At 66.3% G+C, this 22,060-nt stretch carries 15 protein-coding genes; 9 read left to right on the top strand and 6 right to left on the bottom strand.

The window, feature by feature from the left end; genetic code table 11:
• Window positions 1–302: 302 nt before the first annotated feature.
• The 3 genes from IFT60_RS20605 (at window position 303) to IFT60_RS20595 (ending at window position 3,436) form a co-directional block, all read left to right on the top strand.
• Window positions 303–1,046, top strand: a complete 744-nt coding sequence (locus IFT60_RS20605) for a CPBP family intramembrane glutamic endopeptidase (protein WP_192055154.1) — start codon at window positions 303–305, stop codon at window positions 1,044–1,046.
• Window positions 1,047–1,122: 76 nt separating this feature from the next.
• A complete protein-coding gene (locus tag IFT60_RS20600) occupies window positions 1,123–2,700 on the top strand; it encodes a DAHL domain-containing protein (RefSeq protein WP_192055151.1) in 1,578 nt (525 codons plus the stop codon).
• 73 nt (window positions 2,701–2,773) lie between these two features.
• Entirely contained in the window at window positions 2,774–3,436 is a 663-nt protein-coding gene (locus IFT60_RS20595) for a GNAT family N-acetyltransferase (protein ID WP_192055142.1), read from the top strand.
• A 168-nt stretch (window positions 3,437–3,604) separates the two neighbouring features.
• On the opposite strand, the gene IFT60_RS20590 is transcribed toward IFT60_RS20595, so the two are convergent.
• Window positions 3,605–4,117, bottom strand: coding sequence for an Lrp/AsnC family transcriptional regulator (locus tag IFT60_RS20590; protein WP_192055140.1), 513 nt, complete (start codon window positions 4,115–4,117; stop codon window positions 3,605–3,607).
• Between the two features lie 229 nt (window positions 4,118–4,346).
• Between IFT60_RS20590 and IFT60_RS20585 the strand changes: the two genes are divergently transcribed.
• Window positions 4,347–7,907 carry an indolepyruvate ferredoxin oxidoreductase family protein gene (locus tag IFT60_RS20585; protein ID WP_192055138.1) on the top strand — a complete coding sequence of 1,187 codons (3,561 nt, stop codon included), beginning with the start codon at window positions 4,347–4,349 and terminating at the stop codon, window positions 7,905–7,907.
• A gap of 179 nt (window positions 7,908–8,086) precedes the next feature.
• Complete coding sequence (locus IFT60_RS20580) at window positions 8,087–9,658, top strand: S41 family peptidase (protein WP_192055136.1); 1,572 nt, start codon at window positions 8,087–8,089, stop codon at window positions 9,656–9,658.
• A gap of 32 nt (window positions 9,659–9,690) precedes the next feature.
• Here IFT60_RS20580 and IFT60_RS20575 read toward each other — a convergent pair whose 3' ends face one another.
• Window positions 9,691–10,092 carry an MAPEG family protein gene (locus IFT60_RS20575; RefSeq protein ID WP_192055134.1) on the bottom strand — a complete coding sequence of 134 codons (402 nt, stop codon included), beginning with the start codon at window positions 10,090–10,092 and terminating at the stop codon, window positions 9,691–9,693.
• A gap of 135 nt (window positions 10,093–10,227) precedes the next feature.
• Between IFT60_RS20575 and IFT60_RS20570 the strand changes: the two genes are divergently transcribed.
• Complete coding sequence (locus IFT60_RS20570; protein ID WP_192055132.1) at window positions 10,228–12,000, top strand: M14 family metallopeptidase; 1,773 nt, start codon at window positions 10,228–10,230, stop codon at window positions 11,998–12,000.
• Window positions 12,001–12,268: 268 nt separating this feature from the next.
• Here IFT60_RS20570 and IFT60_RS20565 read toward each other — a convergent pair whose 3' ends face one another.
• Window positions 12,269–13,030 carry a LytR/AlgR family response regulator transcription factor gene (locus tag IFT60_RS20565; protein WP_192055130.1) on the bottom strand — a complete coding sequence of 254 codons (762 nt, stop codon included), beginning with the start codon at window positions 13,028–13,030 and terminating at the stop codon, window positions 12,269–12,271.
• 3 nt (window positions 13,031–13,033) lie between these two features.
• Window positions 13,034–14,140, bottom strand: coding sequence for a sensor histidine kinase (locus tag IFT60_RS20560; protein WP_192055127.1), 1,107 nt, complete (start codon window positions 14,138–14,140; stop codon window positions 13,034–13,036).
• Between the two features lie 145 nt (window positions 14,141–14,285).
• Here IFT60_RS20560 and IFT60_RS20555 point away from each other — a divergent pair, with 145 nt between their 5' ends.
• On the top strand, window positions 14,286–16,373 hold the full coding sequence (locus tag IFT60_RS20555) for a TonB-dependent receptor plug domain-containing protein (protein WP_192055125.1): 2,088 nt from the start codon (window positions 14,286–14,288) through the stop codon (window positions 16,371–16,373).
• Between the two features lie 10 nt (window positions 16,374–16,383).
• Here the strand turns inward: IFT60_RS20555 and IFT60_RS20550 are convergent, their stop codons facing one another.
• Window positions 16,384–16,902, bottom strand: a complete 519-nt coding sequence (locus IFT60_RS20550) for a SixA phosphatase family protein (RefSeq protein WP_229511049.1) — start codon at window positions 16,900–16,902, stop codon at window positions 16,384–16,386.
• 87 nt (window positions 16,903–16,989) lie between these two features.
• Between IFT60_RS20550 and IFT60_RS20545 the strand changes: the two genes are divergently transcribed.
• Both IFT60_RS20545 and IFT60_RS20540 read left to right on the top strand, forming a co-directional pair.
• Window positions 16,990–18,222, top strand: a complete 1,233-nt coding sequence (locus IFT60_RS20545) for a YbfB/YjiJ family MFS transporter (protein ID WP_192055123.1) — start codon at window positions 16,990–16,992, stop codon at window positions 18,220–18,222.
• 7 nt (window positions 18,223–18,229) lie between these two features.
• Window positions 18,230–18,739, top strand: coding sequence for a GNAT family N-acetyltransferase (locus IFT60_RS20540; protein ID WP_192055120.1), 510 nt, complete (start codon window positions 18,230–18,232; stop codon window positions 18,737–18,739).
• A 34-nt stretch (window positions 18,740–18,773) separates the two neighbouring features.
• On the opposite strand, the gene IFT60_RS20535 is transcribed toward IFT60_RS20540, so the two are convergent.
• Window positions 18,774–22,058, bottom strand: a complete 3,285-nt coding sequence (locus IFT60_RS20535) for an efflux RND transporter permease subunit (RefSeq protein ID WP_192055118.1) — start codon at window positions 22,056–22,058, stop codon at window positions 18,774–18,776.
• Window positions 22,059–22,060 lie beyond the last annotated feature (2 nt).

Raw genomic sequence — 22,060 nt, 5'->3', positions numbered from 1 at the left:
TGCCCGCCCTACGGTGCACCACCACCGGTAGCAAGTTCATGGAACAGTGGCGTAACGTAGGGCGGGCATGCCCGCGTTCCCCCCTCTGCATCGACGCAAAAGTGGTCCCGGCCACCACCCCATGCATGAAAACTGAACGCCACCACCCCTTCGTCCTTTACCCGGGATAATCATCGGCGGGCATGCCCGCGTTCCACCTCCTGCACCGACGCGGCGATGATCCCGGCTACCGCCCATGCATGACAACTGGACAACACCATCCCGTCCTCCTATAGTCGAGCATCCCTAACTCGGCAGACCCCATGCACCGGATCGACGTCAAACCCTCCTGGCAGGCGCTCCCCGTCGGCATCGCCGGCCTGACGCTGGCCTTCGTGCTGGCCTCGTCCGCCGGGCGCGCCGCAGCGATGTTCGGCCCGGCCAGCTGGCGCGGCCTGTTCGCGCTGGTCTGCATCGCCATGGCCGCCTTGCCCTGGCTGGTGCTGGACCGCGAAGGGCGGCGCCAGATCGGCCTGAAAAAGCCGCGCCACGCCGCCTGGCTGCCGCTCGCCTTGCTGCTGGGCGTGCTGGCCGCGAGCGCCTGCTACCTGCTCGGGGTCACCCTGTATGGCGCCAGTGCCGATAACTGGTTCGTCAGCGTCGCCCGCAACTACCAGCTGCAGCCGAGCGCCGGCTGGAGCTTGCTGCGCCTGCACCTGACGTTCACCATCGTCGCCTGCCTGTTCAGCCCGATCGGCGAAGAGATCTTCTTTCGCGGCTTCCTGCAAAAGGTGCTGGAAGACCGCCACGGCCGTACCCGCGCGACCGTCATGGAGGCAAGCCTGTTCGCGCTGGTGCACCTGTGCCACCATGGCATCCTGCTGGGCGCGGCCGGATTCCAGTTGCTGCCCGTGTCCGGCGCCTTGTGGGTAGGGCAGATGTTCCTGCTCGCGCTGCTGTTCGCCTGGCTGCGCCGCGGCAGCGATGCGATCCTGGCGGCGATCCTGGCCCACGCCGCCTTCAACGCCGCCATGAACGGCTGGATCTTCGCCAGGCTGTGGCCCTGAGCATGCCAACACAGCCATAATTGTTACAAGACGTACATAGTCGGTGTGACGAAGGCAGTTTTGCTATGCTCATAGCATGAGCAGATTGTTACAGCAGACGGACAGGGTTTTCGCGGTGCTGATGCACCGTCTCGAGGCGATGGGACCGCGCCAGCGCCTGTGCTACGGCACGCTCGCCGCGCTGGCCCTGGTCGCCTTGCTCGCCTTTCTGTACACGCGCACCACCGGGGTCGACGTCGATACCCAGAACCGCGTGATGTTCGACCTGCACGAACTGCAGCAGGTCGACGCCGAATGGGACACCAACCTGCTGCGCGCCCATATCGGCAGCAACGTCGCCGATGCGCGCCTGGCCGCGCCGCTGCCGCAGATCGACGAATTGAGCGCGCGCCTGGCCGAGGCGCTGCCGATGGCACGCGGCAACGGTGCGCGCCATGCGCATGAAGCGCTGCTGGCCTCGCTGCGCACCAAGACCGAACTCGTGGCGCAATTCCGCACCCTGAATCCGCCATTGCGCGCGGCGCTGCTGTCGCTGCCGCCGGCGCTGGCCGACCTCAAAACGGAACTCGGCGGCATCGAAGGCGCACTGGCGCCGGGCCGGGTCGTGGTGCGGCTCGACGCGCAACTCAACGATTTACTGGCCGATACGCTGCGCTACAACCTGGCCCCGAATCCTGCGTTGGCCGCCCGCATCGCGGGCAACCTGGCCCAGATCGAAGCCCAGAAAGACCGTTTTTCGCTGGCCGTGAACGAGCAGATCGAGGCCCTGGCGCGCGATACCCGCACCATCCTCGCCAACCGCCCGCGCGAAAACGACATCGAAGCGCGCATCGCCGCGCTCGACACCGGCGAAGCGATGGCGCGCCTGGGACGCGAACTCGACCGTTCGTTCCAGGCCGAAGTGCTCGAACGCCAGCGCTACCGCGGCTTCCTGTTCGGCTATTCGATCCTGCTGCTGGCGTTACTGGCCTACGCCGGCTGGCGCCTGCGCCGCAGTTACCGCATCATCAACGACGTCAACCGCCGTCTGAGTGCCGCCAACGACACCCTGGAACACCGCGTCGCCGAACGCACCGCCGAGCTGGAGGCGCAGTCGACCAAGCTGGCGCGCCTGGCCCAGCACGACAGCCTGACCGGCCTGGTCAACTACGGCCAGCTGACGCGCCTGCTGGAGCTGGCGCTGGTGCGCGCGGCGCGGCGCGACAGCGTGGTAGTGGCCATGTTCATCGACCTCGACGGTTTTAAAGGGGTGAACGACACCTGGGGCCACGCCACCGGCGACCTGGTGCTGCAACTGGTGGCGCGCCGCGTGCAAAAAGTGCTGCGCGCCGAAGACATCCTGGCGCGCCTGGGCGGCGACGAATTCGTCGTCATGCTCGAGGGCGTCGGTTCGCCCGACGGCGCGCTGCGCATCGCCCGCCTGGTGCTCGACCAGATCGAAGGCATCGTCGAGGCCGACGGCAACCCGGTGTCGATCTCGGCCAGCATCGGCATCGCCAGCGCACGCGGCCGCGCCGGCGCCGAGTGGGGCGCCGCCGCCTTGCTGGCGGATGCCGACAAGGCGATGTACGCCGCCAAGCAGGCCGGCAAGGGCACGTTCATCATCAGCCCGAACGCGCACTGGGCGGGAGACAGCGCGCCTGGCGTGTCCTGAACTGCGCAACGTCAGGCGGGCATTGACGCTACAATGACGGCATGGTGCAGCGCACAAAAAACGGACCGATTCCATGCCTGACAATTCGATAAGCAACTGGTTTGCCAGCCTGGCCGGCACCAGCGCGCGGCCGTCGGTGCTGGTCAAGGCCTTAAGCAGACGCGACCGCCGCCGCATGCTGAAGCATTTTCTGGCGCTCGACGCCGCCGACCGCCTGCTGCGCTTCGGCACCGTGCTGCCGGACCCGCAAATCCACGCCTACGTCGACAAGATCGATTTCAAGCGAGACATCGTGTTCGGCGTCGTCAGCCGCGGTTTTCAACTAGTCGGCGTCGGCCACCTCGCCTTTGCGCCGCCGGAACCGGGCCGCGCCGGCACCACGGCCAAGCAACGGGTGGCGGAATTCGGCGTGTCGGTCTCGACATCGGCGCGCGGGCAGGGCGTCGGTTCGCGCCTGTTCGAACGTGCGGCGATCCACTGCCGCAACAACGACATCGACACCCTCTACATGCAGTGCTTGTCGAGCAACCGCACGATGATGCACATCGCCAAAAAGGCGGGCATGGAGATCAAGCGCGAGTACGGCGAAGCCGATGCCTATCTGCACCTGCCGCCGCCGAGTCCGGGCAGCGTGATGCGCGAGGCGCTGGAAGAGCAGTTCGCGGTGATCGATTACACCGTCAAAGCCAACGCCCGTGCGGCAGTTAAATGGTTTTTACCAAGAAAGAAAGAATAGACCCGTAGGGTGGGCGGGTTTCCCGCCCACGCGGTGATAGTTATCGGTTCTAATGCCGGGCTCGATGATCTTGCTGCCAACAATCGACGCGTGGGCGGCAAAGCCGCCCACCTTACGGGTCAGCGCGTCTATTGCGGTAGGATCAGTCCGGCAATCAAATAATAATAATTACCGCCCCGACTCCCCAATCGGCAACGCCGTCGTCTCCTTAATCCGCTGCAACGCAAAACTCGACTTCACATCCAGCACCGACGGATGGCGCAATAAAGTCGCCATCATGAAGCGCGAGAAATGGTCCATGTCTTCCACATGCACGCGCAGCAGGAAATCCATCTCGCCGGTCATCGCATAACAAGCCACCACTTCCGGCCAGGCCGCCACCGCCTGGGCGAACTCGAAGCGGGGAGACGTGGCGGGCACGCGCGAATTGGCCGGCCCTTCGCTGTGCTTTTCCAGGCGCACGTTCACATACGCCAAGAGCCCCAGTCCAATCTTGTCCGGGTCGACCAGCGCCACGTATTGGCGAATGACGCCGGCTTCTTCCAGGCGCTTGATGCGGCGCAGGCAGGGGGAGGGCGACAGGTTCACGCGCTCGGCCACATCCTGGTTCGACAGGCGGCCGTCGGCCTGCAAAATCTCCAGGATCTTGCGGTCCGTTTTGTCCAATTCTACCTTTGACATAAATTTCCCTTGTGCTGACCAGAGCCGCAATTTTATTGCGCAACTGGTGAGTTGGGGGGAATTGATTGGTATTTAATGCCGGAGCCACAAGCGTATAGTGTCGCCAATCACGGAGGAGACATCTCCGTCGCCGCGCCAACAACAATAACAAGGCGCCGCACCCATGAAAAATGCATACCGCTGCGAGAAATCTCGCAGCGGTCGTGCACAACATAACGGAGACTCACCAATGAACGCACCCCTCGACCGTTCCCAGCTGCAGCCATCCCAGCCAGGGCACGAGATCACGCTCGACGACAAGTGGACGCTCGAGCGCGGCCGCGCCTTCATGACCGGCACGCAAGCGCTGATCCGCCTGCCAATGCTGCAGCGCGAGCGCGACCTGCAGGCTGGCCTGAACACCGCTGGCTACATCACCGGTTACCGCGGCTCGCCCGTCACCGCCGTCGACCAGACCGCGATGAAGGCGAAAAAACACCTGGAAGCGCACCACGTCAAATTCCATCCGGGCATGAACGAAGACCTGGCGGCGACCGCCGTCTGGGGCACCCAGCAGACGAATCTGTACAAGGATGCGAACTACGACGGCGTGTTCGCCATGTGGTACGGCAAGGGCCCGGGCGTCGACCGTTGCGGCGACGTGTTCAAACACGGTAACAACGCCGGCTCCGCCAAGCACGGCGGCGTACTGGTGCTGGCCGGCGACGACCATGCGGCGAAGTCCTCGTCGACCGCGCACCAGTCCGACCACATCCTGACCCACTGCGGCATCCCGGTGCTGTACCCGTCGTCGGTGCAGGAATACATCGATTTCGGCTTGCATGCCTGGGCCATGAGTCGCTACACCGGCCTGTGGGTGTCGATGAAGTGCGTCACCGACATCATCGAATCCGGCGCCGTGGTCGACCTCGACCCGGACCGCGTGCAGATTCAACTCCCGACTGACTTCGAGCTGCCGGAAGGCGGCTTGAATATCCGCTGGCCGGACGCCGTGCTCGACCAGGAAGTCCGGATGAGCAACTTCAAGTGGTACGCGGCGCTGGCGTATGCGCGTGCGAACAAACTGAACAAGATCATCTGGGACAGCCCGGCACCGAAGATCGGCATCATCACCGCCGGCAAAAGCTATGTCGACACGCGCCAGGCGCTGGCCGACCTCGGCATCGACGAACAGGCGGCGCGCGACATCGGCCTGCGCCTGTACAAGGTCGGCATGACCTGGCCGCTCGAATCGGAAGGCGTGCACGAGTTCGCGCGCGGCCTGGACGAGATCCTGGTGGTCGAAGAAAAGCGGCAAGTGATGGAATACGCGCTGAAGGAAGAGTTATATAACCTGCCGGACGGCGAACGTCCGCGCGTGGTGGGTAAATTCGACGACACCGGCGAGTGGCACAACAAGAACCGCACCGGCCACGGCGACTGGCTGCTGCCGGCGACGTATGAGCTGAACCCGGCGCAGATCGCACGCGCCATCGCCAGCCGCATCTCGCACTACTGCGCCGGCCACCCTGTCGCCGAGCGCGTAAAAGAACGCATCGCCTTCCTCGAAGCGAAAGAGCTGGTCCTCAAGAATATTCCAGCCAAGGCCAATCCGGATACCGACCGCATCCCGTACTTCTGCTCGGGCTGCCCGCACAACAGTTCGACCAAGGTGCCGGAAGGCTCGCGCGCCATGGCCGGCATCGGCTGCCACTACATGGTGCTGTGGATGGACCGCGAAACGTCGACGTTCACGCACATGGGCGCTGAGGGCACGACCTGGATCGGCCAGGCCCCGTTCACCAGCGAAAAGCACGTGTTCGTCAACCTGGGCGACGGTACCTATTTCCACTCGGGCATCCTGGCGATCCGCGCCGCGGTCGCGGCCAAGGTGAACATCACCTACAAGATTCTGTACAACGACGCGGTCGCCATGACCGGAGGCCAGAACGTCGACGGTCCGCTCGACCCGGGCATGATCAGCCGCCAGATCGCGGCCGAAGGCGTGGGCCCGATCATGGTCGTCACCGACGAGCCGGAAAAATACCCGAGCGATTACGCCTGGGCGCCGGGTGTCACCGTGCATCACCGTTCCGAGCTGATGGACGTGCAAAAAGCGCTGCGCGAACTGCCGGGCGTGACCGCCGTCATCTACGACCAGACCTGTGCCTCGGAAAAACGCCGGCGCCGCAAAAAAGGCGAATTCCCCGACCCTGCCAAACGCGCCGTCATCAACGAGGCCGTCTGCGAAGGTTGCGGCGATTGCTCGGTGCAGTCGAATTGCCTGTCGGTCGAGCCGCTGGAAACGGAACTGGGGCGCAAGCGCCAGATCAACCAGTCCTCGTGCAACAAGGATTTCTCGTGCGTCTCCGGCTTTTGCCCATCGTTCGTGACGGTGGAAGGCGGCGGCCTCAAAAAGCCGAAAAAGGCGAGTGTCGCCACCGATAAGGCGCCGCCACCGCTGCCCGAACCAACGATCCCGGCGATCGACAGCCCGTTCGGCATCCTGGTCGCCGGCGTCGGCGGCACCGGTGTCGTCACCGTCGGCCAGATCCTGGCGGTCGCCGCCCACGTCGAAGGCAAGGGCGCGATCGTGCTCGACCAGAGCGGCCTGGCGCAGAAGGGCGGTCCGGTGATGTCGCACGTGCGCCTGGCGCAGCACCAGGCCGATTTGCACTCGACCCGCGTCGGCACCGGCAGCGCCGACCTCGTGATCGGTTGCGACCAGATCGTCGCCGCCAGCCGCGATGCCCTCTCCCGCATGGGCGAAGGCCGCACCTGGGCCGCCGTCAACGGCACCGGCTCCACCACCGCGGCCTTCGTCAAAAACCCGGAGTGGCAATTCCCGGCCGAAGGCTCGCGCGCCGCCATCCAGCTCGCCTGCGGCACGGACAATGTCGATTTCGTCGACGCTGGCCAGATCGCGACCACGCTGATGGGCGACGCGATTGCCACCAACATGTTCATGCTCGGCTACGCCTTCCAGAAGGGCCGCGTGCCACTCACCGAAGCGTCCCTGATGCGCGCGATCGAACTGAATGGCGTCTCGGTGCCATTCAACAAGGCCGCCTTCAACTGGGGCCGCAGCGCCGCGCACGACCTGGCAGCGGTGAAAAAGCTGACGACGCCGGCCAAGGTGGTCGAGTTCAAGCGCACCCAGACCCTCGATGACTTGGTCAAGCGCCGCATGGAACTGTTGACGGCTTACCAGAACGCCGGCTACGCGGCCCAATACAAGGCCTTCGTCGACCAGGTGCGCGCCGAAGAGGCAAAACTCGGACCATCGACGCGCCTGACCGAAGCCGTGGCCCGTTATTTCTACAAGCTGATGGCCTACAAGGACGAATACGAAGTGGCGCGCCTGCACACCGATCCGGCCTTCAAGGAAAAGATCGCCAACATGTTCGAAGGCGACATCACCGTCAAATACCACCTGGCGCCGCCGCTGCTGGCCAAGCACGACAAGGAAGGCCGCGCGATCAAGCAGGAATACGGTCCATGGATGTTGAAAGCCTTTGGCGTGATGGCGAAACTGAAGGGCTTGCGCGGTACCCCGTTCGACGTGTTCGGCTACACGGCCGAGCGCAAGACCGAGCGCGCCCTGATCGGCCAGTACCGTGACACCGTCGCTGCGCTGCTGCCGAAGCTGTCGAGCGAGAACCTGGCGCAAGCCGTGGCGATCGCCAGCATTCCGGAAGACATCCGCGGTTATGGGCACGTGAAGGAACGCCACCTGAAAGCGGCCAAGGCCAAGGAAGCCCAGCTGTTGTCGGCTTTTGACCAACCGGCAGGTCTCAACCACGCAGCCTGATCGTCGTTTCACATTGCCTTTAGCGCCAGGCCCGGCTTCCAGCTGGTCCTGGCGTTGTTGTTTCGCGGCACTAAAACCGCTATTTCAAAAAAAGGCTGGGGTAGCAAACGTACCGCCTTCTCAAAGCGGCAGGCTTGTCTTACTCTTTCCTGACAAATTTGTCCTCCAAACTATTTCCTATGAATTCGCCCACTTTCCAGCACGGCCGCCTGGCCACTTCGCTTCGCCTGATCGGCACCGGCCTGATCGCCGCGCTGACGCTTGCCGCCTGCGGTGGCGGCGGCGGCGGTTCCGTCGGCACCATGACGAGTTCACCGCAGGCCAGCGGCGGGGCCGAACCGGACGTCGCGACCCTGGGCGATGCTTTTAATACCTACTGGAACCTGTGCGCCAAGCCGCGCAGCGGCATCGATCCGTACACCGGCAAAGCCTACCCCGACAAGCAGGGTACCCTGCGCGACGAGCTGACCTTCCTGCGCGCCTGGACTCACCAGAACTACCTCTGGTACAACGAAATCCCGGCCACCATCAGGATGGCCGATTACACCAACCCGATCGACTATTTCAATCGCCTCAAAACGCCGGCCGTGACCGCATCGGGCACGCCCAAGGACCAGTTCCACTTCACCTACGATTCGGCCGATTGGGACAAACGCACCAATTCGGGGATCGAACTCGGCTATGGCATCACCTGGAGCAGCGCCGGTTCGACCGCGCCGCGCACCTGGAACGTCGCCATCGTCGAACCGGGTTCGCCGGCCGCCGCCGCCGGCCTGCGCCGCGGCGACCAGCTGACCCTGGTCGACGGGGTCGACTTCGTCAACGCCAGCGACGCCGCCTCGGTCAACCGGATCAACGACGCCCTGTTCCCCGACACCCCGGGCGAATCGCACAGCTTCAGCCTGCGGCGCGGCGCGGCGAACGTCGCCGTCGTCATGCCGGCGCAGGACGTGACGGCGCTGTCGGTGAAAGGGACCAAGGTGATCGATACCGCGGGCGGCAAGGTCGGCTACCTCAGCTTCGAGAACCACAATGCGGTGGCCGAGCGCCAGCTGATCGACGCTTTTACAACCCTGAAAAACGCGAACGTCAACGGCCTGGTGCTGGACATGCGCTACAACGGCGGCGGCCTGCTGCACGTCGCCGCCGAACTGGGCTACATGATTGCCGGCCCGGTGTCGACGGGCCGGGTGTTCGAGCGCCTGCAATACAACGACAAGACCCCGGTGGACCCGGGCGACACCATCGCGTTCCCGGCGACGGCGGTCGGCTTCAGCGCCGGCCCGGGTACCGTCCCCAAGGGCACGGCGCTGCCGACCCTGGGCCTGAACCGCGTCACCATCTTGACCACCGACGGCACCTGCTCGGCCAGCGAGGCAGTGATCAATGCGCTACGCGGCATCGACGTCCAGGTCGACGTGATCGGCGCCCAGACCTGCGGCAAGCCCTACGGCTTCACCCCGGTGCCGAACTGCGGCACGACCTATTTTTCGATCGAGTTCAAGGGCGTGAACGCCAAGGGTTTCGGCGACTACAGCGACGGCTTCGCGCCCACTTGCGCCGTGGCCGACGACCTGACGCGCGACCTGGGCGATCCGAACGAAGCGCTGCTGTCGACAGCGCTGAGCTACCGTGCCAGCGGCGTCTGCCCGGCGCAAAACCGTACCTCGGCGCAGGCGATGGCGATCACGGTGCGCACCGCGGTGCGGCCGCATGTGTCCCAGATTGCGATTCATAACAGGGCGCGATAGCACGCCGCGTTCGTAGGGTGGACCGGGCCACCCTACGTTTTATTCACCAGCACCGCCGCCAGTACCATCACCAGTCCCACCAGCGACACCCCCCACACCAGCGAGCGCAGCACCGGCACGCCGAACGCGTACAGCGGTAAATAAACCACGCGCGCAAGCAGGTACAGCCAGCAGCCCCACAGCGTCACCGTGCTTTCCTCGTTCGCCACATGCGCGATCAGGACCGCGGCGGCGAACAACGGCAGCGTTTCGAACAGGTTCGCTTGCGCCCGCTGAAGGCGCGCCGTGATCGGGCGCGGCGGCGGCGCCTCGCCGTCGCGCGCGCTCATGTTGTACTGCAGGCCGGTTTCCTGCGTACGCAGCTGCGCCGTCAGCATGATCTGCACCAGCGCCAGCACCAGGGTCCAGGCCAGGATCGTCAATTCGGTCGTCATCGGTATTCCCCTCACGCTTGTCAATACGGCCGAGCATAACAAAGGGCTGGGCCGCAAAGCGCTCGTCTGCACGGGGCCAAACCCGACTATAATTTTCCGCTTTGCCGCCTCCCTTTACCTGCCGGAGCTTCACCGATGATTCGTTCTGCATTATTGCTTGCACTGCTTGCCGCTTCGCCCCTGTCCGCCCATGCCAATACGGCCGCTTCCAACCTGACCACGGTCTCGGAGCGCTCCGGCTTCCAGGCCACCGGCCGCTACGACGAAGTGATTCACCTGTGCGCAGCGTTTGCCAAGGCGTATCCGAAGGAAGTCAAATGCATCGAATTCGGGCGCACCCCCGAAGACCGGCCGATGCTGGCGTTGGTCGCCACCCGCAGCGGCGCCTTTACGCCGCAGGCGGCAAATAAACAGGGCATTCCCGTCACCCTGATCCAGGGCGGCATCCACGCCGGCGAGATCGACGGCAAGGACGCCGGCTTCCTGGCGCTGCGCGAAGTGCTGGAAAATCGCCTGGCAAAAGGCGCCCTCGACAAGCAGGTGCTGCTGTTCGTCCCGGTGTTCAACGTCGACGGCCACGAGCGCTTCCAGCAGTGGAACCGTCCCAACCAGCGCGGTCCGGTCGAAATGGGCTGGCGCACCACCGCCCAGAATTTCAACCTGAACCGCGACTACGTGAAAGCCGACGCGCCCGAGATGCAGGCCATGCTGAACCTGGTGAACGCCTGGGACCCGCTGACCTATGTCGACCTGCACGTGACCGACGGCGCCAAGTTCCAGCACGACGTCTCGATCCAGGTCGAACCGGTCTATTCGGCCGATCCCGAGTTCCGCAAGGCCGGCCTGGCGCTGCGCGCCAACGTCATCGCCGACATCGCGAAACAGGGCTCGACGCCGCAGTCCTACTACATGTCGTTCGCCAAAACCGACGATCCGCAATCGGGGTTTGTCGACGGCGTCTCCGACCCACGCTTCTCGACCGGCTACTTCCCGCTGCGTAACCGCATGGCGATGCTGGTCGAAACCCATTCGTGGAAGGACTATCCGACCCGCGTGCGCATCACCCACAACAGCGTGATCTCGGTGCTGGAGCAGGTGGCGCAGCACGGCAAACAGTGGCAGCTTGCCGCCGCCGCAGCCGATGCCCGCGCCGCGCGCCTGGCCGGCACGCCGGTGGCGCTGACCTATAAGACCACCGAGAAATCGACCATGGTCGATTTCAACGGCTACGCATACACGCGTACGCCGTCCGACGTCTCCGGCATCCTGATGACGCGCTACGACGAAAACAAACCGCAGGTCTGGCGCGTGCCGCTGCGCGACGAGGTCGTGGCCGACCTGCAGGTGGCCGCGCCGCGCGCCGGCTACATCGTCCCCGCTGCGCATGCCGCCATGGTCGCGGCCAAACTGACCCAGCACGGCATTGGCTTTCGCAAGCTCGACAAGCCGCTGGCGCGTTTCGCCGGCGAGACCTTCCGCGCCGACAAGGCGACGTTTGGGACCAAATCGCTGGAATCGCACCAGCGCCTGACGGTGGAAGGCAGCTGGAAGAGCGAAGCGCGCGACGTCGGCCGCGGCGCCCTGTTCGTGCCGATCGCCCAGCCCAAGGCGCGCCTGGTGATGGCGCTGCTGGAGCCGCAGGCGCCCGATTCGCTGCTGGCCTGGGGCTTGTTCAACAATGCCTTCGAGCCGAAGGAATACATGGAAGAGTACGTCGCCGAAGACGTCGCGCGCGAACAGATGGCGGCCGACCCGGCCGTGGCCGCCGAATTCAAGCGCCGCCTCGAGAGCGACCCGGCGTTTGCGAAAAACCCGCACGCCCGCCTCGAATTCTTCGCCCGCCGGCATGCGTCGTGGGACGAGCGTTTGAATTTGTATCCGGTGCTGCGCGCGAACGTTGCGCCGTAATCCGTGGTGCTGCTGACGCCGCGTTGACGCAGGCGGTGATCGGCGGGCATGCCCGCCCTACGGTCGGCGTAAGCCCGCGATGTTGCTGACGCCGCGTTGGCGCACGCGGTGATTGGCGGGCATGCCCGCCCTACGGTCGGCGTAATCCCGCGATGTTGCTGACGCCGCGTTGGCGCATGCGGTGATTGGCGGGCATGCCCGCCCTACGGTCTACGGCGTAACGTAGGGCGGGCATGCCCGCCGGTGGCACCGATGAACATTCGCGCCATCACGCTCCCAGCAGCTCCCGCACTGTCGCGACATACCGCTCGCTGACGGTCACCTCGACCCCGCAGCGCAAGCGCAGCAGATAACTCCCATCTCCCACCACACTCAAGCCCGCCGCCTGCCCACGGCGCACGATCGCACCGCGATGCACCCGCAGGAACTGCGCCGGATCCAGGTGCTCTTCCAGCCGGCTCAGCGCCACCCGGTGCAGCGGCGAGCCCGTCGCCGTATGCAGCGCCACGTAGTTCCCCTGCGCCTCGCACCAGAGGATGTCGGCCACCCGCACCTGGTCGATGCGTCCGACCGAGCGCACGCTGATCTGCGCGAGGTAGGCCGGCCCTTCGGTATAAGCCTGCAAGGCGCGCCCGTAGGCGCCGCGCTGGCGTCCGGCCAGCAGTAGCGCGGCCCGTTCCACCGCCTGCGCCAGGCGCGCATCGTCCAGGGGTTTGAGCAGATAGTCGAGCGCGTGCACGTCGAAGGCGTCGATCGCGTATGTGTTGTGGGCGGTGACAAACACCACCAAGGGCGGCTCGGCCAGGCGACCCAGTTCGCGCGCCAGCAGCAGGCCCGATTCGCGCGGCATCTGGATGTCGAGGAAGAGCAGGTCGATGCGGCAGCGCGCCAGCCCCGTGCGTGCGCGCGCCGCGCTATCGGCCTCGAACACGAGCCGCCAGCCGGGATGGGCCTCCATCGCCAGGCGCAGGTTGTTGCGGCCGGGTTCTTCGTCGTCGACGATCGCGTAGTGAATGGGTGAAGTCTGCATAGGTCAGTCGCGCAGCGCCAGCGGCAGGCTGATCTCGGCGAGGAAGTGGCTACCCTGCTGTTCGGTGCGCAGCGTGGCGCGCGGGTTGGCCAGGGCCAGGCGCGCGCGCGTATTCGCCAAACCGAGGCCGGTGCCGGGATTGGGAGAACTGTAGGCGCTGACCGGGTTCATCACGCGGATCAGGAGTTCGTCGGCGCTGCGCTCGAACGAGAGGCGGATGTCGCCGGCGCCGTCGTGGCAATCGAGGTCGTGGCGCAGCGCGTTCTCGATCAGCGGCTGCAGCAGCAAGGGCGGGCATTCTCCGCGCCGCACCCGCTCGTCGTCGCCGTCGATGCGGATGCGCAGGCGTTCGCCGTAGCGCAGTCGCTGCAGGGCGAGGTAGTCGCGGATAAAACCGAGTTCTTCGTCGATGGTCGCCTGTTCGCGCTGGGTGGCGGACAAGGCATAGCGCAGCAGATCGGACAGGCGGCCGATGCCGGCCAGCGCATCCGCCTTGTCGCCGGCGCGCACCAGGGCGCTGATCGCGTTCAGGGCATTGAAGATGAAATGCGGTTCGAGCTGCGCGCGCAGGGCCAGCATGCGCTGCTGTTCGAGGGCCAGGTGCAGGTTCAAATTTTCCGCCTGGGCCTTGGCGAAGGCTTCGCTGCGGGCACGTGCTTCGCGGTGGTTGCCGATGGCGACCATGGCGATGAAGGTGCCGGTGGTCCAGGCGGTCTCGCCGAACCAGGTCATCTTGCCCATCTGCGTGAATTCGCGCCAGCCGCTGGCCAGGGTCAGCACCTCGCCGCGCAGCAGCACGTCGGCGCAGGCGAGGAACCACCATTCGAGCGGCAGGAACAGTAGCACGATGCCGGCATACACGCGCAGCGTCGTGCGGCGTTCGACGAACAGGGCGGGGCGCCGCACCAGCGCCAGGCTGAGCGCGCTGCTGAGGGCCATGACCGGGATGTGTCCGACCCACCATTCGCGCAAGATAAGGGCATAGATCGCTTCGCGGCCGAGCTGGACGCGGTCGGTGTACACGCCGAGCGCGCCGGCGGCGCACAGCGCAGTCCAGAAGGCGACGTGGTGGGCGATGGTGCGGACAATCTTGCTATGCTGTGGCTGCATGGTGGGCCGAGTATAGCAGCGCCGGCAGGGGCAAAAAACGACGGCCGGCGCCGCTCGTCACGCCCCGGCGGCATTTCGTCACACGGCTGGTACTGTGCATGGGGCAAGCCCTAGAATCGCCGCTCCATTTCACTCGTTCACGTCCATGCATCGCCTGTCCCTGCTCCTGCTGCTGTCCCCGTTACCGTATGCCGCCGCGCAGGAGGCGCTGGCGCGGGTCGAGGTCAAGGGCGCGGTCGATCGGCCCGACACGGCGGCCGCCAGCAAGGTGGTCGGCCGTGCCGAAATCGCCGCCTACGGAGATAACAACCTGGCCGACGTCCTGAAACGCCAGGGCGGTATCTCGGTGGTCGGCAATGAGGTGCGCATGCGCGGCCTCGGCAACGGCTACACGCAGATCCTGGTCGATGGCGAACCGGTGCCGCAGGGTTTTAGCATCGATGCGATCGCCCCCGAACTGGTCGAGCGCATCGAGATCGCGCGCAGCCCGACAGCCGACCGCAGCACACAGGCGGTCGCCGGCAGCATCAACATCGTGTTGCGCAAGCGCAGTGGCGGGCGGCGCGAAGACAAGGTCTCCAGCGGCTACCAGCACGGCGAATGGAGTCCGTCAGCCTCGACGCAAGTGAGCGGCAAGCGCGGCAACCTGGCCTGGTCGGCCGGCGCCGCCTTCGAGCGCACCGTGCGCATCGACAGCGTGCTGACCGACGAGACGGTCGCGGAAGCGGGCGTCACGACCGAAGCGCGCCGCTTCATCGAATCGGGTCTCGCCCGCATCGACCGCCTGAACCTGACGCCGCGCCTGAACTGGACATTCGAGAATGGCGAAACCCTTGGCTGGAATGCCCTGCTTGGCCTGGTGCGCTCGCAGGGCGCGACGGCGGCGGACGAAGCGACGCTGCGCGGCCCGCCGACCGACTACCCCGCCAGCAGCGCCGGCATGGGTTCGCGCGTCGCCAACCTGCGCAGCGACCTGGCCTGGGCCCACCGGTTCACGGGCGCCGGCAAGCTGACCGTGAAAGGCGTCGTCGATACGAGCCGGCGCCGCGGCGACTACCTGTTCCTCGGTACCCGCCCGAGCGGCGAACCGGGCCTGGCGCGGGCGGTGGCTTCGGGCGCCGACGAGCGCACGGCCAGCCTGAACGGCAAATACCTGGCGCCGTTGGGCGCCGCGCACAGCCTGGGCCTCGGCTGGGATGCCAGCCGCACCACGCGCAGCGAGCACCGCAACCAGACCGATACCCTGGGCGGCGTCCCCAACGCGGCGCTGCGCCTGCAGGACTACACGGCGCGGGTCGAGCGCCTGGCGCTGTTCGCCCAGGACGAGTGGACCATCTCGGATGCCTTCGAAGGGTATGCCGGCTTGCGCTGGGAGGGCCTGCGCACCGGGACCGATGGCGCCGACCTGGCGCGCGTGGCCACCAGCAGCAGCGTGGCCAGCCCGATCCTGCAGCTGCTGTGGAAGCTGCCGGATAAAAACCAGCTGCGCCTGGCGCTGGCGCGCACCTACAAAGCGCCCTTGACCAGCAACCTGGTCCCGCGCCGCTACACGATCAACAACAACAACGGCCCCGCCAATCCCGACGCCGAGGGCAATCCGGACCTGCGCCCGGAACTGAGCTGGGGCCTGGACCTGGCCTGGGAGCGCCCGCTCGGCAAGGGCGGCACGGCCACGTTGTCGGGCTACGTAAAACGTGTGAGCGACGTGACGACCGGGCAGCTGTACCGCGACGGCGCCAGCTGGGTGGCGCGGCCCATCAACAATGGGGATGCCGACCTGGCCGGCATCGAGGCCGACCTGAAGTCGCCCGTGAAATTCGGCGCCATGGCCTTCGAGCTGCGCCTGAATGCGGGCCGCAACTGGTCACGCGTGCGCCATGTGCCCGGTCCCGACAACACCCTGGCCGAACAGGTGCCGTTCACGGCGAATGCCGGCATCGACTACCGCGGCGCCGGCTGGGACGCGGGCGCGAACGTGAATCTGCGCGCAAGCGCCCGCAGCCGCTCGAGCGATGGCGTCACCACCTGGGCCGACCGGCTGGCGCTGCTCGACCTGTACTGGACCCGCAAGCTGGATGCGCAGTGGCGCGTGCGCGTGAGCGTGGTCAATGCGCTGGGCCAGGTGCGGCGCGCGGGGACGGTGTACCTCGGCGCCGATGGCAGCAGCGTCACGCGCGCGCTCGCCTGGGATGGCATGGCCAGCATGCGTCTCGGCCTCGAGCGCGCGCTGTAAGGCCCAGGGCTCAGGGCGCCGGGCCGGTCGCCGGCAAGGAGGTGAACACCACCGTGGTCATGGCGTCCGCAGCGGGAATCAGCTGGTAGACGCGGTCGTACTCGTTGTCGGCAATCTCGGCGCCTGGCTGGCCGCCGAACAGACGCACCAGCTCCGATAACGTGTTCGAGTGGCCGACGACCAGCACCGGTCCGGTTAAACCCTTCACCTTCTCGACCAGCGTTTTGGGAGCACGCGGATCGTATTCCTGTACCGGCAAGCCGCGCGCTTGCGCCAGCGGCTGCGCGGTCTGGCGCGTGCGGTTCGTCGGCGTGCTGAAGACGTGGGCGATGCCGGCTTTATTCAGCATCGTGGCGATGTTCTGCGCGCGTTGACGGCCCTGCGCGGTCAGCGCAGGATCCTTTTCGTCGGACGTCTTTTCGCCGTGGCGCACGAGATAGATCATGTCGGGAGCGGCAAGGGCGATGGTGGGCGAGATCATGGACAGGAGGAGCGCAAGGAGGGTCAGCAGGCGTGGCAGGGGGGACATGGGAGCGGCTTTCTCGGATTGAACCAGGATTGTAAACCTGCTACCGGAAAATGCCGGCGGGCCGGGTTTTGAATCTACAATCATGCCATGAGCAGCCATGCGAACAGCGCATCGAACACCTCGCCCGGTCCGGCCTCGCTGGCCGCGCGGCGGCCCTTCATGACGGCCTTTGCCCTGTCGCTCGGCGCCGCCGTCTCGCTGGGACTGACGCGCTTTTCGTATGCGCTCCTGTTGCCGCCCATGCGCGCCGACCTCGACTGGTCTTACTTCCTGGCGGGCGCCATGAATACCGGGAACGCCCTCGGCTATTTTCTCGGCGCCCTGGCCACCCCCGCCCTGATGCGGCGCTACGGCGCGCAAGCGGCACTGGCCGGCGGCGCCGTGCTGGCCAGCCTGTTCATGCTGCTTTCCGGCTTCGTGGTCGACGCCGGGGTGCTGATCGGCCAGCGCGTCCTGGCCGGCATCGCCAGCGCCTTCATCTTCATTTCCGGCGGCCTGCTGGCGGCGCGCCTTGGTTTGCTGCATCCACAGCGCGCCGGCCTGCTGCTCGGGATGTATTACGGCGGCACCGGCCTGGGCATCACTGCCTCTGCCTTGCTGGTGCCCCTGGCCATGGATGCCGCCGCTGCCCAGGGCGCAGAACACGCCTGGCAATGGGCCTGGGTCGCGCTCGCGGCATTGTGCCTGCTGGCGACGCTGGCGATGATTTATCCGGCGCGACACGTCGACGGCGCACCCTCGCCGGCGGGCGCGCAGGGCGGCTTCCGGCTGTCTCCCTTCGGCTTCGGACTGGCGGGCTACCTGATGTTCGGGGTCGGCTATATCGGCTACATGACCTTCGTCATTGCCTTGCTCAAGGAGCAGGGGATGGCAGGCAATATCATCACCCTGTTCTATGCCATGCTGGGCCTGGCCGTGATGGCTTCCTCGCGCATCTGGGCACGCATGCTCGACCGCTTCAAGGGCGGGCAGGCGATGGCGATCCTGAATGCGTTATTAGGCGTGGCAACGCTGCTGCCGGCGCTGACGGCGGTACCAGGCCTGATGTTCGTCTCGGGACTGCTGTTCGGCGGGATTTTCCTATCGGTGGTGGCGTCGACCACCGCCCTGGTGCGCCACAACCTGCCGCAGCACGCCTGGTCGGCCGGCATCAGTGCGTTCACCACCGTGTTCGCGCTGGGGCAGATCGTCGGCCCCTCGATGATCGGCTGGATCGCCGACGGTCCCGGCGGCCTGCAGCGCGGACTGGTGTTGTCGGCGCTGGCGCTGTTCGCCGGCGCATTGCTGGCGTCGCGCCAACGCCCTCTTCAAACCCAATGAGCCTTTGATGATCGTCCTGCAAACCGAACGCCTGCGCCTGCGCCACATGACACCCGGCGATGCCGCATTCATGCTCGGCCTGCTCAACGACCCCGCCTGGCACCGGTTTATCGGCGACCGCGGCATCCGCACCGTCGAAGGCGCGCGCGAGTACATCCTCAACGGACCGATGGCGATGGTGGCCCGTCACGGCTTCGGCTTCCATGTCGTCGAGTTGAAGGAGGGCGGCTGCCCGCTTGGCGTCTGCGGCCTGGCCAAGCGCGATTTCCTCGACGACGTCGACATCGGCTACGCCTTCCTGCCGCAGTATGGCGGTCAGGGTTATGCGCTGGAGGCGGCGCAGGGCGTGCTGGCGCATGCGCGTGCGCTCGGCTTGAAGCGCCTGGTCGCCACCGTCGTTCCCGAGAACGCCGCCTCGATCCGCCTGCTCGAAAAACTGGGCCTGCGCTTCGAGCGCAGTTTCCAGGCGCCGGACAGCACGCGCGCGCTGCAGCTGTTCGCGCTGGCCCTCGCTTGATGAAACAGGACCCTGCGTCGGAGCACGCACCACATCAGGACGGATTCTTGCCGGCAGCGGACTCTTCCCCGGGATGGTAGGGATGCGCGCAGGCGTCGACCTCGGCCTGCACCGCGGCCGCATGGGCACGCCGGCGCGCCGTGGCGCTGCGCAGCAGCATGTAGAACACCGGGGTCAGGAAGATGCCGAACGCCGTGACCCCGAGCATCCCCGAGAACACCGCAATGCCCATCGCGCGCCGCATCTCACTGCCGGCGCCGCTGCCGACGATGAGCGGGATGACGCCGGCGCAGAATGCGATCGAGGTCATCAAAATCGGGCGTAGCCGCAAGCGCGCCGCTTCGATGGTGGCGGTGTATGTATCGCGGCCCGCCCCCTCCAGGTCCTTGGCGAACTCGACGATCAGGATCGCGTTCTTGCAGGCCAGCCCAACCAGTACGACCAGCGCCACCTGGGTGAAGATGTTCAGGTCGCCCGGCTGGGCGAAGGGAGGCAGGCTCGACAGCCAGACGCCGAACAGCGCCGACAGCGTACACATCGGCACGATCGCGACGATCGCCAGCGGCAGTGTCCAGCTTTCGTACTGCGCGGCCAGCACCAGGACCACGAGTATCAGCGACAGCGCCAGCAGTGCCGCCAGCGTCGGCACGCGCGCGCCCGTGCCGGGCAGCGCGACGTCGCGCGTGAGCCGGTCCTGGTACGACAGCTCGGTCCATTCGTAGCCGATGCCGCGCGGCAGGGCCGCCAGCAGGCGCTCCATTTCCTGTTCCGCCTGTCCGCTCGATACGCCCGGCTTGGGCGCGCCGTTGATGTCGGCCGCGGGGATGCCGTTGTAGCGGGTCACGCGAGTTGGCCCGAACGTCGGCTCGACCTTGATCAGCCCGCCGAGCGGCACCATTTCACCCAATGCGTTGCGGGTCTCGAGCCGGGGAATGTCGTCGGCGTTGGCGCGGAACGGCGCGTCGGCCTGCACGATCACCTGGTAGGTTTTGCCGAAGCGGGTGAAGTCATTCACGTACAGGGAGCCCAGGTTGATTTGCAAGGTGTCGTAGATGTCGCCCAGCGCAATGCCCATCTGCTTGGCTCTGGTGCGGTCGACGTCGGCCAGCAGTTGCGGCACGTTGATGTCGTAGGTGGAGTAGGGGGTACTAATCGGCGACTGCGGATTGGCATAGATCTGGCCCAGCGTGCCCCACGCCGCTTCGTACAGGGCTTTCTCGCCGAGGCCGGCGCGGTCCTGCACCTGCAGCTTGAAGCCGCCCGCGGTGCCCACCCCCTCGACCGCCGGCGGCGGCACCACGAACATGCGCGCGCCCTCGATTTGCTGGATCGCGCCATTCACGCGCCCCAGGATCGCGTCCTTGGACAGGTCGGCGCCCGTGCGTTGCTCAAACGGCGCCAGGCCAAAGAACACCAGGCCCTCGTTGGGCGCGGCCGAGAAGCCGGCGATCGACAGGCCCGGGAAGGCCACCGCATCGACGATGCCGGGCACCTCCAACGCAATGTCGCTCATGCGCCGGATCACGGCGTCGGTCCGGTCGAGCGAGGCGCCGGCCGGCAACTGGGCCACGCCGATCAGGTATTGCTTGTCCGGCGCCGGCACGAAGCCGCTCGGCACGCGCGTGAACATGAACGCGGTGACGCCCAGCAGCGCCGCGTACACCAGCATCGCGGCCAGCTTGCGTCCCAGCAGGCGCGCGACGCCGCGCTGGTAGCTTTCGCTGGCCTGGTGGAAGCGGTGGTTGAAGCGCCGGAACAGCGGCCCGAACAGGCGGTCGATCCCGCGCTCGAGGCGGTCTTTCGGGGCATCGTGCGGGCGCAGCAGGATCGACGCCAGCGCCGGCGACAGGGTCAACGAGTTGAATGCCGAGATGAGGGTCGAAATGGCGATGGTCACCGCGAACTGCCGGTAGAACTGGCCCGACAGGCCCGGCACGAACGCGAGCGGCACGAACACCGCGCACAGCACCAGGGCAATGGCGACGATCGGCCCGCTCACTTCCTGCATGGCCCTGATCGTGGCGCTGCGCGCGGTCAGGCCGTTCTCGATGTTGCGCTCGACGTTTTCGACCACCACGATGGCGTCGTCGACCACGATGCCGATCGCCAGCACCATCCCGAACAGCGTCAGCGTGTTGATCGAAAAGCCGAACGCCAGCAACACCGCAAAGGTGCCGACGATCGACACCGGCACCGCCAGCAGCGGGATGATGGAGGCACGCCAGGTCTGCAGGAATACGATCACCACCAGCACCACCAGCAGCACCGCCTCGATCAGGGTGACCACCACCTTTTCGATCGAGGTCTGCACGAAGCGCGTGGGGTCGTAGACGATGCTGTAGGCCACCCCGGGCGGAAACGTCTTGCTGACGCGCTCCATGACCGCGCGCACGTCCTGCGACAGCGCCAACGCATTGCTGCCCGGCGCCTGGAAGATGGCGATCGCCGCCGCCTCCTTGTTGTTGAGCAGGCTGCGCAAGGCATAGGTGTTGGCGCTCATCTCGACCCGCCCCACGTCCTTGATGCGCACCAGCGCGCCCGTTCTCGGATTGGAGCGCACGATGATGTCACCGAATTCCTCCACGGTCGTGAGCCGGCCCTGGGTATTGATCGGCAGCTGGAAATCGCTGCCGGCCGGGGCCGGCGGCGCGCCGACCACGCCGGCCGCGACCGAGGCGTTTTGTTCGCGCACCGCCGCCACCACGTCGCTGGCGGTCATCGCGTGCGCCGCCAGTTGCTGCGGGTTGACCCAGATGCGCATCGCGTAGTCGCCCGCGCCGAACAACAGCACGCTGCCCATGCCGCCGATCCGCAGCAACTCGTCGCGTATCTGCAGCTGTGCGTAGTTGCGCAGGTAAAGTGCGTCGCGGCTGTTGTCCGGACTGATCAGGTGCACGACCATGGTCAGGTTGGGGGCCTGTTTCTCGGTGGTCACGCCGATCTGGCGCACGATGTCGGGCAGGCGCGGCAGCGCGCGGTTGATGCGGTTCTGGACCGCCGTCTCGGCCACCTCGGGATCGGTGCCGATGGCGAAGGTGACGGTCAGGTTCATCGCGCCATCGGCGGTCGACTGGCTTTCGAAGTAGAGCAGGTGATCGATACCGTTGATCTGTTCTTCCAGCGGCGTGGCCACGGTCTCGGCGATCACGCGAGGATTGGCGCCGGGGAATTGCGCACGTACCACCACCTGCGGCGGCGCCACGGCGGGATACTCGGAGATGGGCAGCAGGAAGATCGACAGCGTGCCGACCAGGAAAATGAACATCGATAGCACCGTTGCAAAGCGCGGCCGGTCGATGAACTTGCTCGCGATATCCATCG

Origin of the sequence: Massilia sp. CFBP 13721 (assembly GCF_014842025.1) — a bacterium.
Lineage (GTDB): Bacteria > Pseudomonadota > Gammaproteobacteria > Burkholderiales > Burkholderiaceae_D > Telluria.
Note: the sequence above shows the minus strand (reverse complement) of the source record. Positions and strands in the feature narration are given on the sequence as shown.